We start from the raw sequence: 12,040 nt of genomic DNA, 5'->3' as shown, positions 1-12,040 counted from the left end.
TCGATTGTCTTATTCTATGACAAACTGCACTGTCAATACACCGATATGCTCACAACTGGTTTTGAATAAGGGTTTTGCGGAAAAAGACAAGAAGACGAAAAACGAATAGGGGAGGAACGGTCGAATGGAGAGAAGTACGCTCATTGCGTTAGAAAAACATTTATATGCTATCCACCTCGAGATGGATGGACTAGCGCGCCTCATTACGAAACAATTGATCCACTTAAGCCAAGTGGCTGCATCCGTCGAACATTTTCGACGGATGAGCTTTGATATTTATAAACATCGAACGTCACTCGATCAAATTCCGTCACAAGTCTTGTATGAGACGGCACTAGATTACGAAGACTGGCTCGATGAAGAGTTTGATGAGATTCCTGCGAGCTGGCAACTTGCGACAAAAGAAGAAGAGGCACTCGAGCAACTGTGGTGGTTCGAGTTCTCCCGCATTCAAGCCGAACTCGAAGAATGGCTCAGTCTTTATCTGATTCGCCGGATTCGAGAAGATGTCCGTTACATGCCACCCGTAATCGAAAAGAACGCCTATGCCTTATCAGAGGATGCTCGACACGTCTTTTGGCGTCTTCTACAACGTTCTGTCGCAAAGCCTTCTTCAAAAATCAAGGCGAACCAACTGTCATGTCGAATGGGCATCGCAGAAATCGCACGTTGCGCCCGACTCAACCAAGACCGAACGCGCCGTGCAATTGGTGAACTGACGAGTCGCGGTCTAATTGCAATCGAAGAAGACGATGAGAAGCTGAAAATGCGACTCCGGCTTCAAGTCATCTGATTCATGGCGATGAACCGCTCGATCATCCGTTCATCACGGCGAGCGGATGGACCGATCCAAATGAGATGCCCTGGACTCCTCGATTCAATGAACTGCGCATGACGGATGACCCGTCGCGCATGTTCTGCATGCTCGAACGGAACAGCACGGTCTGATTTCGAATGGACGATTAAAACGGGACAAGCGACGGCTTCGAGTCGTTCGCGTTCTAAGTCTTGCGTAATATCGAACAAGACACCCCGACCTGGGCCGTTTTGGAGCCCTACTTCATATAACAACGATGCATCCGTCTCACTAATGTGGGTACGGATTGTTTCGCGTGGTAACAGACTCGTCATCTCTACCATCCGGACAGCTGCTTCTTCGGGAAACTTGCGAATCTTATCCTTCACGTATGTCCAAAGCCCCCACTGAATGAACTGTAAGGGACGCTGTAAGACCGGTTGAACGAGAAGGCGATGATAGGGTAGGGAGATTCGGTGTGTCATCGCACAAGCTAAGACGAGTGCTTGAACGGCTGTGTCCTGCCCAGCAAGCGCAATGGCTGTCGGTCCACCTGCTGAAATCCCGTAAACGGTGTAACGATCAATTTGACGGGACGCAAGCCACCCTGCGTAAAACGTGGCAAGTGCCTCCGGACTGTCCGCTAGTTGAAGCGGCGTTCGCCCGTACCCGGGACGTGATGGAACGATGACACGATATCCTGCCTCGATTAACTTTTCGACATGGTAGACTTCCCGGTAATCCGACTGTGTTCCATGGATCAACAGGATGACGGGGCCACTTCCGCTATCCCGATAATCAAAGCGCTGACCGTTCCATTCTGCGATATAATGCATCCAAATTCTCCTATCTCTTAATATTTACCATTTTATTGTTAATATCAAATTTATTTTCATGTATACTGTAAAGTATAACCAAACCATTGTGACTTAGGAAATGAGGATGCGTAGTGTCAAACGAAAAATTAACGAACCGTGACCGCTTACTTGCTGTACGAGAAATCTTCGAACGTCAATCGGATGAAGACCATACCTTGACGCTTGAGGAATTGAGCATGGAACTCTCGAAACGAGGACTAATCGAGAAGCTATCCCGAAAATCGTTGAAGGATGATATTGCGGCACTTGCCAAATCAGGTTTTGACGTCGTCGCAGAAGAGACGAAGAATGGACTTGCCATTCCGTATCATCTCGTCAGTCGTCCCTTTGAGCATCACCAGCTTCGACTGCTTGTCGATGCGATTGCGAGCGCGAAATTCATCTCAGAAAGTGAGACGACGGCGCTCGTCCAGACGATCCAGTCATTGACGAGTGACAAGATGGCGGAATCCCTCCAGCCGGTCCTCCATACCGTCAAAAAACCAAAAGGCATGACATCTCGCTCGATCGATACGATCCAAAAAGCGATTAGTGACGGTTTCGTCATCAGCTTTCAGTACCAAGGGAAGTTCAATGAACGGACGCGGAAGTTCGAGTTACGGAAGGATGGCGAGCATTATCTCGTTTCTCCGGCTCACCTGTTGATGGATAACGGGAACTACTATTTGATTGGACGCGACGAGCGGATTAAAGAGATCCGAACATACCGGGTCGACCGAATCGTCGATTGTAAGGCGTTCGAACCGGTGGAAGAACCCGTTCAGGTCGAACCGAATTACTTAAGTAATATGTTCAATATGTATGGAGGCGAAAATGAGCAATTGACGCTCAAATTCCAGGAGAGTCTAATGCCGACCGTCGTCGATCGGTTCGGAACGGACATCCGATGCCGTCGTCTTGATGACGTCTGGTTCGAAGTTAAAGTCGATGCACTCTTCTCAGATGGTTTCATGATGTGGCTGATCCAGTTCGGCAATCAAGCTGAAATCATTGCACCTGTCGAGCGACGGGAGACATTCAAACAAAAGGTGGTTGGTCTTGCGACGATGTATCAAGTCGAAACTCCTGCCTTATAGAATATGAAGCAAGGTTCACTTGACCGTGGATCTTGCTTTTTTCTAATCTTGTTAGCAAAATTTTTGTCGTTTTTTGTCGGATATTCATATTTGAATATTTTAAGCTAAAAGTTCCAGTTACTATTAAGAGTATCTGATACTTATGTAGGAGGAACGACATGCAACAGATGGAAAAAAGTCAGCAAAACGGGTGGCGAAAGCTAGGTGCTTTCCTCTTCTTCGTTTGTTTATCCTATACGTCTTGGTACTTATTCTCACTTTTTGTCTTTCATCTCGTGTTCCCTGAAGATGTCGTGACATCACTAGACATCGTCGTGTTCGGATTTAGTCCGGTCATTGCTCTTGTTGTTACCATCGCCTCGTTACGTCTGATTGAACGGCGCATGAAGCCTAAATTTGCACCACTTTTATTCATCGGATATACCCTTTCGACAAGTGTACTGATTTATTATTCGGTTGCTAACGCGCTTCTGCCCCGACTGTGACTTGCAACTCCTAAGCAATTGGCATATGCTACGCTTATAGTTTGCTAAGGTAAGGGGGGATACGATGAACGCACAGTATATCCTCGACTGGATGCCGCTCGTGATTCCTGTCGGTGCCATCGTCTTTATTGTCATCATTGCGAAAAAAGCTTCGAAAATCGATGCTGAAAAGTAAAGAGGCTGGGACATAACTCAGTTTCACAAATGAGAAAAGAAGGAATTGCACATCCTGAGTGATGGCAATTCCTTCTTTTTGTTAAATTCAGCTAATTATGTCCCAGGCACTTTTAATTGATTATTTTTGATACTTTATTCATACGATTTCCCTTTTGTACAAAAACATAGCGTCATGCGTTTCTATGGTATAAATAAAATAGGTAAAAGACCTAATATCAGGAAATCATGGAGGGGCAGATGAGACAGAGAACCGTCATGACTTTACTTGCACTCAGTATATTATTTACGGTGTGTCTAATGAAAAAACCGGAGTTGACGCCAAAAGCAAGTTCCATCGATCTCACCATCGCCGTCGTCGGAACGGCTCCGGTACTAGCGCAATCACCGGACTTCCATTCGATTGAGTTGCAGGAGATCAAAGGAGATTTACAACGTTACGATGCCGTTATGATTATGCCCGACTATTTAAAAGCGGCAGCAGGACGTGAGTATGCCACCGTTTACAGAAAAGCGCATATTCCATTTTTCTTCATCGGTTCTCAAAAATCAGTCGAACCGTTTCTTGACCCTAACCTCTCTTACGAGGAGAGTATTTCGGTACCGAATCCGACGTTTGCGGCCGGTATGTTATATGACGATACGCATGAGACGACCTGGTTGTTCGGTGAGGGGATCAAACGACCGAATCGTTCGGAGCAACTCCAGATCTATCAATCGATCTTTCAAACGATTGAACAGCGTCGCCTGGCAGAGTAGTGTACCCGAAATAAAGAACAGACCGAAGCAAAAGGAAGTATATCCACTTCTGTGCGCTTCGGTCTGTTTTGCGTTAATCGAGTTGTTTCGTCGGTGCTAAGACAATTTCCCGGATATTAACATGTTGGGGCTGTTCGAAAGCAAATAGGACGGTATCCGCGACGACCTGCGGATCGAGTCCGCCGTCGATCGACTGTTTCCATTCGTTATAACCATCTTTGATTGCGTCACTTGTCGTGTGACCGAGTAATTCCGTCTCGACAACACCTGGGGCAATCGTCATGACGCGGACGCCGTGCAATGCAACTTCTCCCCGGACGTTCTCACTCATCGCATGAACGGCGAATTTCGTCCCGACATATGCCGCATGATCCGTGAACGTCTTTTTCCCGGCAATTGAACTGATGTTAATGATCGTACCGGTCTTGCGCTTCACCATCGATGGAAGGACAGCTTGCATGCCGTGTAAGACACCAAGCGCATTGACATCAAACATCTCTTCCCATTCTGTTGGGTCTTGCGACTCGATTTGACCGAGGAGCATCCGTCCGGCATTATTGATGATTGCTTCGACCGGACCGAATGCTTCCGTCGCTTCTGCTAACGCAGCATCGAGAGCAGCGCGGTCAGTTGCTGCGACTTGGCGGATCAAAACATCGTCCGAGGCAAGACTCGCAAGACGGTCAATTCGACGTCCGAGTAATAAGACACGGTACCCTTTCTGAATGAACGTGTGAGCAATGGCATGTCCGATTCCTGATGTAGCACCGGTGATCGCGATGAATCCTGTTTTCATGATATCGTCTCCTTATTTGATATGATAGATTGAAGATAACAGAGGGAGGTCGTTCCGAAAAGTACGCACTTTTTAGTCAGTGAGTTACCTTTTGGTAAGGGAGTGAGTGTACGGTGTATTTAAATGAGTTCGACGCGACGATGCGACAGATACAAGGCAAGTGGAAAGTGATGATCTTATATGAACTACATGAAGAAGGAACGGTACGCTTCAATACGCTCGAGCGTTATATCCAGGACGTCTCACCGAAGACGCTGACGCAGCAATTAAAGCAACTCGAACAAGATGGACTAATCACACGAACGGTCTATCCGGAAGTGCCACCACGCGTCGAATATGCCTTGAGCGCTAAAGGGATGTCCTTGATTCCACTACTCGATGCAATCTGCGACTGGGGACTTGCGACGACTCCCCGAAACCAATTGATGCGGACGTTATGCGACGACGAAGCCCCTGCTCCATGAGCAAGGGCTTTTTGTTAGCGTTCGATTTGTTCACGTACTTGCCGACGGAAGGTCTGAATATCGTAGGCAGGTTCACTTGGGCTAAACTCGATCCCGTCAATCAGACGCGCGTTTTGGACCGTGTCTGGGAACTCGATTCGCGTCAACCACTCAAGCGTCGTCTCCTCTTGCCGTCTAGGGAAGGCTTGCTCGAGCTGAGAAGCAATCTTCAGTAAGGGATGATGACTGTGACGCTTGGGAGCACGTGTCCGTACTTGTTTGGACTGCTTGACGGTTTGTTCTTTTTCGATTGCGACGACTTTTCGCTTCCGGATGACATAGAGGGTGATGGCGACAAAGATGACGGCCAGGAGTGTCATCGCGATCCAAAGCCAATCCGGTGGTCCTGCTTGGACAGTTGTTTGTTGCACTTCTTTGACACCTTTGATATTTTCTAATCCCATCGCCCGATTCGTCATCGTATCCGCTTTTCGACCAAGCGGTTCCGTCCAAAGGAACAGCGAACCGAAGGCTTCAAAGAGCGGACGAATCGCACTTGTGACGGATCCGACGAGCGCTTCTTTCGTGAGTCGAAAAATGAAAGCAATGATGAGTCCCGCGCTAAGTACAATCGCAATCGTCGGGAAGATGCGTCTCCATTCTGTCATGTAGGTGACGACAAATGGATAAGCGACGACAAAGAGCAGGAGGACAAAGGCTCCAATCGGCGGTGTCATGCCTGGGAATAGAACCGTCGCGACACCGATGATCATCGCACTCGCAGCATAACGCCAGGCAGAATCGACTGTATCGAGAAACGCAGACCACGCGACGAAGACAAGAGCTAAGACGCTCGCTAGGGGAGATAGGAAAAATAATAACCCAGCTGCGAGTAATTGGAGTCCAATCCGGAGCGAACGGTGTGGCACGAAGGTAAGTGCCGGGAAAACAAGCGCTAGGTAGAACGGAACGGGTAACAGACTCGCAAGGAACATCCACCAGAACATCATGCGCTCACTCCTTTCTGCCGGTGACCGAGATGGATTTCCGCTGTCGTCGACGGCACGCTACGCTGCAATCGTTTCGTGAAGTAACGGCGCTCAAGCGGTAAATCGTACTCTGAAATCCGGGCAAGGCATTCCATCGTTCGTAAGAATTGATGTTTTCCCGTACCAGATGGCACATGGTACCACTGACCCGACCGATTGACCATCGAGATCCAGAGACTGTAGGACGCGCCTTGTTTCTCGAGTTCACGAATGATCGTCGCAGCGCGAGATAAGAGTTTCTCGAAGTCTGAGCGAAGGGCAAGTCCGTCTGCAGACAAGCCATCGACGATCACGGCATAATCATGATTGCGTTTGCGGTCGTATTGATACGAGTACAGTTCGTTCGTCTTCGCATAGGCGGACCAATAGATCGACTTCGCATCTCCAGAGTACGGAACGACGGAATGAAAACTCGATCGATCGGTGAACGGACTCGACCGATCAATCGTCTCACCTGGAATCATCCGCTCATTCCACTCAACGGATGCTGGTGCAAAGTCGGGGAAGACGTGACCGAGCTCATGGATATCAAGCGTTACATAGATCGTCGTTAGATGAAACGGATCCGAGATCATGACGTCAAACGATTGAATCCGGATCGTTCCCCGATGGGCAGCGATGACATCGATTGAAAACGGAACGGTCGTCTGTTTACCGACATACAAATGTTGACGCCAAAACTGACTACTCGCATCAGGAAATTTGATTTGATCTCCGAGCAACCCGGAGATCGTGATCCGACCAAGCGGTAACTTCGTCGTGTTCGACAGTTCGAATGGTATCTGGATCGTTTCTTCCCGAAACGCCCGAACCGTTTCAAGCAGTTTGACACGGATCCGCTTCGCGACATATTCAAGATAATAGGGCATCACCCAACCATATAACGTATAGGCGAGTAATAAAGCCGCGATCCAGACCGGACCGTAGAGGCCAACGATGATCCCACTTACACCCGTCATCGTAAGAATGATAAGGTTAAACGCTTTTGGTATGATCAACTGCATCGTTTACACCTCAGTCGGAACAGTCAATGAATCAAGGACCTGCTCGACGAGGCGTTCGTTCGACAGCTTCAGCGTCGCTTCGAGTGTCAGGACCAGACGGTGAGCGAGGAGTGGCGTCGCTAAGTGTTTGACGTCTTCAGGAGTCACATATGTTCGTTCCTGCATCCAAGCGCGTGCTTTTGCCGCTTTCAAGAGCGCAAGTGTTGCCCGTGGACTCGGTCCGATCTCAACGTCACGATGGGCACGGAGGGCGTCACAGACGTCGAGTAAGTAGTTTTCGACGCTATCCTCAATCGAGACAGCAACGACCTCTTCTTTCCAGTCATTCAACTGTTCGAGCGGGATTTGCAGTTCGGCTGCTGTTAGGTGCGCTCCGCGTAATAATGCTTTCTCCGCCTGACGCGTCAGGGGAGCAAACGACAACTTGAACAAGAAACGGTCAAGTTGCGCATGGGGTAGCGGGAACGTCCCGTGTCCGTCGAACGGGTTTTGCGTCGCAATGACAAGAAAGTGTTGGGGTAGCGTATAAGACGTATCCCCAATCGTGACTTGCGCTTCTGCCATTGCTTCAAGGAGCGCGGATTGAGTCCGTGGTGTCGTCCGGTTAATCTCATCGACGAGGACGATATTTGCAAACAGCGGACCAAAGCGTTGTTCGAACGACCCTGTCAGCGGATTGAACAGCTCCATCCCGAGTAGATCGGTCGGTAACGTGTCCGCTGTACATTGAACACGTGAGAATTTGGCGTCAAGTGTCTGCGCTAGTGCTTTTGCTAGCGTTGTTTTACCGGTCCCCGGACGGTCTTCTAGTAATACATGCCCTTCAGCGAGCAAACCCATCAATAAATGATCAATCACATCGTCCTGACCAAGGACAGATTGTTTGAGTGATGTTCGTAACGTTTGAAACATGGATGATTCCCCCTTTAAGATGCATCGTATTTCTAAAGTGTACGAAAATTCAGAAAAAACCGCTAGTGGTTTTCTAAAAACGAATATCTAGAAATACGTCTCTTATCTATACTACCAGTTTCATCCAAAAGTTTCGTGAAATATCAAAAAAATTGAAGCAGGATGATGAAGTCACTTAGCGAATACAAGAGATATAGTTATTAGATTAGGGAGGGTAAAGAGATGAAACAACATACGACGGAATCCAATACTACTCCAGCCGAACAACACGACGTGGCTCATAGTCCGATCGATGCGTATCAACGTGCTGTTGCCGGAGGTCCCCCGAATCGACGAGCGTTTGCAGCGATTCGTCGACTACCAATCGGATTACGAATACTCACTTATACGCTAGGTTCCTTATTCACAGCAGGTATCATCGCCGGGCTTGTCATCAGTCTACTCGGCTAAAAAAGACTCCCTCAGTGTCCTGAGGAAGTCGTTTCAATCTTCAAAGAGGTCATCCATCAACGCGGTGATCTCTTTTTTGCGTGCATCCGTCTCATCGCGCAAGATGCGAATCGATCGCCCCGTCCAATCGAGTCGATCACCAATCGTTGCTTGGCTCGGTAAGCGACTTTTCGGTAACGTGATCGTCTCGCGTTCGTCCGTCTCACAAATGGCTAAATCATCTTCAAAATCAGATAGGGTAAGTCGCATCTGATACACCTCCGCATTCGATTAGTCCGGTCGTAAATCGGTCCGGTTGGATTCCTTGATCCCGTTACCGCTTGAGATATACTGAATCGTTCCGGTTTGATCCGTTCGATCAACCGTAATCCGTTCCGTCTTCAATGCTTGTAAGACAGAGGGGCGCGGATGACGGTAGGCGTTGTCCTTACCAGCTGAGATCAAGGCTCGTTTTGGGGCGACGGCTTGTAAGAAGGGCAGGGAGGACGATGTCTCTGCTCCGTGATGACCCAGTTTCAGAACATCGGCGCGAAGCTCTTCAGCCGACTCAAGCAATTGTTGCTCGGTCCGGATCGGTGCATCCCCCATGAAGAGGAAGCGGTCCTGTCCGTTCTCGACGCGAAGGACGGCGCTCCAACTGTTGAGATCCTGTGTTCCGTCCGTCAGTGGAGCAAGGAACGTAAAACGTGCCGCCTTACTCGGGATCTCAAGACCTGCTTTGACCGACTTGATCGTTACGCCTTCGCGTTTGACGGCAAGGAGGAAGTCGCGATACGTCTCCGTCGTATGCGTGACGCGCGGGGCATAGACACTCTCAACCGGAAACGCATCGAGGACGGTATCAAGCCCACCGATATGATCGGCGTCAGGGTGTGTTGCAACAATCGCCGTCAAGCGTTTCACACCAAGTTCTCGTAGATAGCGGACGACATCTTCCCCTTTTCCGTTATTCCCGCCATCAATCAAAATTGCATCTTCTTTCGTTCGAATAAAGGTGCTATCGCCTTGACCGACATCAAAACCATAGACCTCCATCTGTCCTGCCGTTGGGGAAGGGGATGTCTCATCGTCCCGTGTCGTATAGAAAATGACGATCAAGCAAAGTGCTAGTAAAATCGTTGATCCCCACTTCAACATGTCGGTTCTTCTTTCTCAAACAAATAAAGCATACCGTTGCGCGGATGACCGAACCGTGGTCCGCGGTAACCGCGACGCTTCAAGGCAGCACGCATCAAAATCATCATGCCACCATGACCGACGAGTAAGACCCGTTCATCGTCTTCAAACATCAATTGATTCAACAGAACCTCGATTCGTTCATTTGCCTCTTTGATCTCTGCTTGAATCCGTTTACTGAATGGGGCAGCAAGTCGACCAAGGACCGCCCAGCCGAGGAATGGCAACCGTAGATTCGACCGAATCGTCGGAAATGGTACCTCCCGCAACAGATCGGTCACAATGATCTCTTTATCGTAGACGCTCTGAGCCGTCTGGACGGCACGCGGCATGCTACTGGCATAACAGACCGTCCAATCGATCTGACCGAGCTCTACAGGCTGAATATCGATGTCTGACGTATCATAGCGTTCAATCCATTTTTCAATGTCACTGGCACTAATCCAGCCTTTTGTCGGATATCCTTCCGTCACCCGGTGATGTCTCACTAATCCAATTTGTTTCATACTTGATGCGACGGTCAAGACCGTCTCCCTCACTTTCATTCATCGTTTAGAGTGCGATACGTATCGCAAGTCCACATAAAATCGCCCCTAAAATACTAAGCAAGCTCCCGATGATGTAATATTCCGCAAAGCGGCGATCTTCAAACTGTTTAAAACGGGCTAGTGCCTTCAAGGCGATGATGAAGCCGATGGCGCCGGTTGCGTTCGTGACGACGAGCAGGGTGATGATTGCCCGTTCGACGAGACCGATATAACGCCCAATCCCGTTCAATTCCGTTGTATAACTGCGGGCAGAGTCTTCGACTTCATGTGTGACGGTCCGCGAGACGCCGTCTAATTGCTCCTTACGTGTCACTTTCCGCTCAAAATGCGCTTCGATCAATCGCGGGGCAAATGGCGCGAGCATCAAAGCGATCCCGTGACCAAGTAGTTCTGTTGTCACTAAGCTGAAGCAGAGAATCCAGAGGACTTGCTCGGGTCGCGAGAACGATAGTGACCAATCAATCGGGACGAACAACCACGTTAAGGCAATGATGGCAGCGATATGTAACGCTTGATCGATCCAGTAAGCAGCGGCTTGCTTCACGCGGCGTTTGAGCGGGGAGGCGTCGAGTAGGGCGTGAAACGCGAGAATACTCCCGCCAAGCAACCCGGCACCTTCTAAGCTTAACGTCCCTCTTATGACGAAGAACGTGAGGACAAGTAGCATCAAAGCACCGTGGACAGCGAGATGTTGGACTAAAATCCGGCGATTTCGATGTTTATGCAGCGCCATCCGTTTCGTCTGCAATGGAAAGTCAGCAAGTAGATGGACAAGCAATAGACTAAGTAAGACAGTCACCGAATCGCCTCCCACAATTGGAATTGCTCTAGCGCCTGTGTTAAGGCGGTTTCCAGACGCTTACGTTGCTTACGCTGTGAGCGGGAAACGAGCTTCGCGACATTCGCGCGGGCGTCTTGTTCCTTAAAGCCCATCTTCAGACCAATCTCTTCATACGTATCATCCGGATATTGATCCATCAACCGGTGCAGTTCAATCTGTCGATCCGTTTTCCCGAAATACGCCGGATAAAGCATCTCAAGATAACCGTTCAGCAGGGCGGTTGGTAAGTAGGGCGGTCCAGCAAACGCAATCCGTGACGAGAGCGTCTTCGCTTGCTCCTGTGCTTCAAACGCATGAATGATCGCACTACCATTGGCTTCTTCGGCATGAATCGTCGAGATCGTCTCATATTGTCCAAAACCAATCCCGATGTAGCCCGGTAAGTCTTGATTCAACAGTTGAAGGATGATCGGATAACTCACTGGATAATCCGCAAATACAGCCAATAAACTGTCACCAGATTTGATTTGGAACGGAACGATACTTGCTGGAAATGCCGTGTTTAACTCATCAGCGAGTGTTCGGAGTGTCTGCAATAACGCTTCTTTGCTTGAATAATCGCGGGAGCCTTTAACATCAAATGATAAGGCAACAGCTTGCATAGCAATTCCTCCAGTCTAAATGTTACCACTAAAACAGCAACATTTCGTTTG

At 48.9% G+C, this 12,040-nt stretch carries 16 protein-coding genes; 6 read left to right on the top strand and 10 right to left on the bottom strand.

The features are described 5' to 3' along the window. The first annotated feature begins 124 nt into the window (after nt 1-124). The gene (locus ACV3PA_RS10535; RefSeq protein WP_456124643.1) at nt 125-793 is read left to right on the top strand and encodes a hypothetical protein; all 669 of its coding nucleotides are present in this window, start codon (nt 125-127) and stop codon (nt 791-793) included. Here the strand turns inward: ACV3PA_RS10535 and ACV3PA_RS10530 are convergent. Next, nucleotides 781-1,632 carry an alpha/beta fold hydrolase gene (locus tag ACV3PA_RS10530; protein WP_456124642.1) on the bottom strand — a complete coding sequence of 284 codons (852 nt, stop codon included), beginning with the start codon at nt 1,630-1,632 and terminating at the stop codon, nt 781-783. The genes ACV3PA_RS10535 and ACV3PA_RS10530 overlap by 13 nt on opposite strands. 113 nt (nt 1,633-1,745) lie before the next feature. Here ACV3PA_RS10530 and ACV3PA_RS10525 point away from each other — a divergent pair, with 113 nt between their 5' ends. The 3 genes from ACV3PA_RS10525 (at nt 1,746) to ACV3PA_RS10515 (ending at nt 4,168) form a co-directional block, all read left to right on the top strand. Further along, nucleotides 1,746-2,750: a helix-turn-helix transcriptional regulator gene (locus tag ACV3PA_RS10525; RefSeq protein WP_456124641.1), complete on the top strand. Its 1,005-nt coding sequence runs from the start codon at nt 1,746-1,748 to the stop codon at nt 2,748-2,750. 158 nt (nt 2,751-2,908) lie between these two features. Next, a complete protein-coding gene (locus ACV3PA_RS10520) occupies nt 2,909-3,235 on the top strand; it encodes a hypothetical protein (RefSeq protein WP_456124640.1) in 327 nt (108 codons plus the stop codon). A gap of 414 nt (nt 3,236-3,649) precedes the next feature. After that, on the top strand, nt 3,650-4,168 hold the full coding sequence (locus tag ACV3PA_RS10515; protein ID WP_456124639.1) for a hypothetical protein: 519 nt from the start codon (nt 3,650-3,652) through the stop codon (nt 4,166-4,168). Between the two features lie 73 nt (nt 4,169-4,241). Here ACV3PA_RS10515 and ACV3PA_RS10510 read toward each other — a convergent pair whose 3' ends face one another. Continuing rightward, nucleotides 4,242-4,964, bottom strand: coding sequence for an SDR family oxidoreductase (locus ACV3PA_RS10510; RefSeq protein ID WP_456124638.1), 723 nt, complete (start codon nt 4,962-4,964; stop codon nt 4,242-4,244). Nucleotides 4,965-5,077: 113 nt separating this feature from the next. Between ACV3PA_RS10510 and ACV3PA_RS10505 the strand changes: the two genes are divergently transcribed. Then, nucleotides 5,078-5,428 (top strand): winged helix-turn-helix transcriptional regulator, encoded by a 351-nt coding sequence (locus ACV3PA_RS10505; protein ID WP_456124637.1) that lies wholly within the window; start codon nt 5,078-5,080, stop codon nt 5,426-5,428. A 14-nt stretch (nt 5,429-5,442) separates the two neighbouring features. Here ACV3PA_RS10505 and ACV3PA_RS10500 read toward each other — a convergent pair whose 3' ends face one another. The 3 genes from ACV3PA_RS10500 to ACV3PA_RS10490 are packed head-to-tail and all read right to left on the bottom strand — an operon-like array spanning nt 5,443 to nt 8,372. Then, on the bottom strand, nt 5,443-6,417 hold the full coding sequence (locus ACV3PA_RS10500) for a hypothetical protein (protein ID WP_456124636.1): 975 nt from the start codon (nt 6,415-6,417) through the stop codon (nt 5,443-5,445). Next, complete coding sequence (locus ACV3PA_RS10495) at nt 6,414-7,460, bottom strand: DUF58 domain-containing protein (protein ID WP_456124635.1); 1,047 nt, start codon at nt 7,458-7,460, stop codon at nt 6,414-6,416. Before ACV3PA_RS10495 ends, ACV3PA_RS10500 begins: the two co-directional genes overlap by 4 nt. Before the next feature lie 3 nt (nt 7,461-7,463). Beyond that, nucleotides 7,464-8,372 carry an AAA family ATPase gene (locus tag ACV3PA_RS10490; protein ID WP_053453378.1) on the bottom strand — a complete coding sequence of 303 codons (909 nt, stop codon included), beginning with the start codon at nt 8,370-8,372 and terminating at the stop codon, nt 7,464-7,466. A gap of 222 nt (nt 8,373-8,594) precedes the next feature. On the opposite strand from ACV3PA_RS10490, the gene ACV3PA_RS10485 reads away from it, so the two are divergent. Then, the gene (locus ACV3PA_RS10485; RefSeq protein ID WP_456124634.1) at nt 8,595-8,822 is read left to right on the top strand and encodes a hypothetical protein; all 228 of its coding nucleotides are present in this window, start codon (nt 8,595-8,597) and stop codon (nt 8,820-8,822) included. Nucleotides 8,823-8,855: 33 nt separating this feature from the next. Here ACV3PA_RS10485 and ACV3PA_RS10480 read toward each other — a convergent pair whose 3' ends face one another. Genes ACV3PA_RS10480 through ACV3PA_RS10460 form a run of 5 tightly spaced genes read right to left on the bottom strand, consistent with a single transcriptional unit; the run spans nt 8,856 to nt 11,989 of the window. Beyond that, nucleotides 8,856-9,071 (bottom strand): DUF3006 domain-containing protein, encoded by a 216-nt coding sequence (locus ACV3PA_RS10480; RefSeq protein WP_456124633.1) that lies wholly within the window; start codon nt 9,069-9,071, stop codon nt 8,856-8,858. Nucleotides 9,072-9,092: 21 nt separating this feature from the next. Continuing rightward, complete coding sequence (locus ACV3PA_RS10475) at nt 9,093-9,956, bottom strand: ComEC/Rec2 family competence protein (RefSeq protein WP_456125963.1); 864 nt, start codon at nt 9,954-9,956, stop codon at nt 9,093-9,095. Further along, entirely contained in the window at nt 9,953-10,522 is a 570-nt protein-coding gene (locus ACV3PA_RS10470) for a histidine phosphatase family protein (protein WP_456124632.1), read from the bottom strand. The genes ACV3PA_RS10475 and ACV3PA_RS10470 overlap by 4 nt, the downstream gene beginning before the upstream one ends. A gap of 28 nt (nt 10,523-10,550) precedes the next feature. After that, nucleotides 10,551-11,345, bottom strand: coding sequence for a DUF3307 domain-containing protein (locus ACV3PA_RS10465; RefSeq protein ID WP_456124631.1), 795 nt, complete (start codon nt 11,343-11,345; stop codon nt 10,551-10,553). Next, nucleotides 11,342-11,989 carry a hypothetical protein gene (locus ACV3PA_RS10460; RefSeq protein ID WP_456124630.1) on the bottom strand — a complete coding sequence of 216 codons (648 nt, stop codon included), beginning with the start codon at nt 11,987-11,989 and terminating at the stop codon, nt 11,342-11,344. The genes ACV3PA_RS10465 and ACV3PA_RS10460 overlap by 4 nt, the downstream gene beginning before the upstream one ends. Between the last annotated feature and the right edge of the window lie 51 nt (nt 11,990-12,040).

It is taken from the genome of Exiguobacterium sp. EA-TM-5 (assembly GCF_053878415.1).
The sequence above is the reverse complement of the archived record's forward strand: the minus strand, read 5'-3'. Positions and strand labels throughout refer to the sequence as shown.

Coding starts and splice junctions, on each gene's coding strand:
- ACV3PA_RS10520 (WP_456124640.1), top strand. CDS start 2,909: ATGCAACAGATGGAAAAAAGTCAGCAAAACGGGTGGCGAAAGCTAGGT.
- ACV3PA_RS10485 (WP_456124634.1), top strand. CDS start 8,595: ATGAAACAACATACGACGGAATCCAATACTACTCCAGCCGAACAACAC.
- ACV3PA_RS10515 (WP_456124639.1), top strand. CDS start 3,650: ATGAGACAGAGAACCGTCATGACTTTACTTGCACTCAGTATATTATTT.
- ACV3PA_RS10480 (WP_456124633.1), bottom strand. CDS start 9,071: ATGCGACTTACCCTATCTGATTTTGAAGATGATTTAGCCATTTGTGAG.
- ACV3PA_RS10535 (WP_456124643.1), top strand. CDS start 125: ATGGAGAGAAGTACGCTCATTGCGTTAGAAAAACATTTATATGCTATC.
- ACV3PA_RS10530 (WP_456124642.1), bottom strand. CDS start 1,632: ATGCATTATATCGCAGAATGGAACGGTCAGCGCTTTGATTATCGGGAT.
- ACV3PA_RS10500 (WP_456124636.1), bottom strand. CDS start 6,417: ATGATGTTCTGGTGGATGTTCCTTGCGAGTCTGTTACCCGTTCCGTTC.
- ACV3PA_RS10490 (WP_053453378.1), bottom strand. CDS start 8,372: ATGTTTCAAACGTTACGAACATCACTCAAACAATCTGTCCTTGGTCAG.
- ACV3PA_RS10460 (WP_456124630.1), bottom strand. CDS start 11,989: ATGCAAGCTGTTGCCTTATCATTTGATGTTAAAGGCTCCCGCGATTAT.
- ACV3PA_RS10495 (WP_456124635.1), bottom strand. CDS start 7,460: ATGCAGTTGATCATACCAAAAGCGTTTAACCTTATCATTCTTACGATG.
- ACV3PA_RS10510 (WP_456124638.1), bottom strand. CDS start 4,964: ATGAAAACAGGATTCATCGCGATCACCGGTGCTACATCAGGAATCGGA.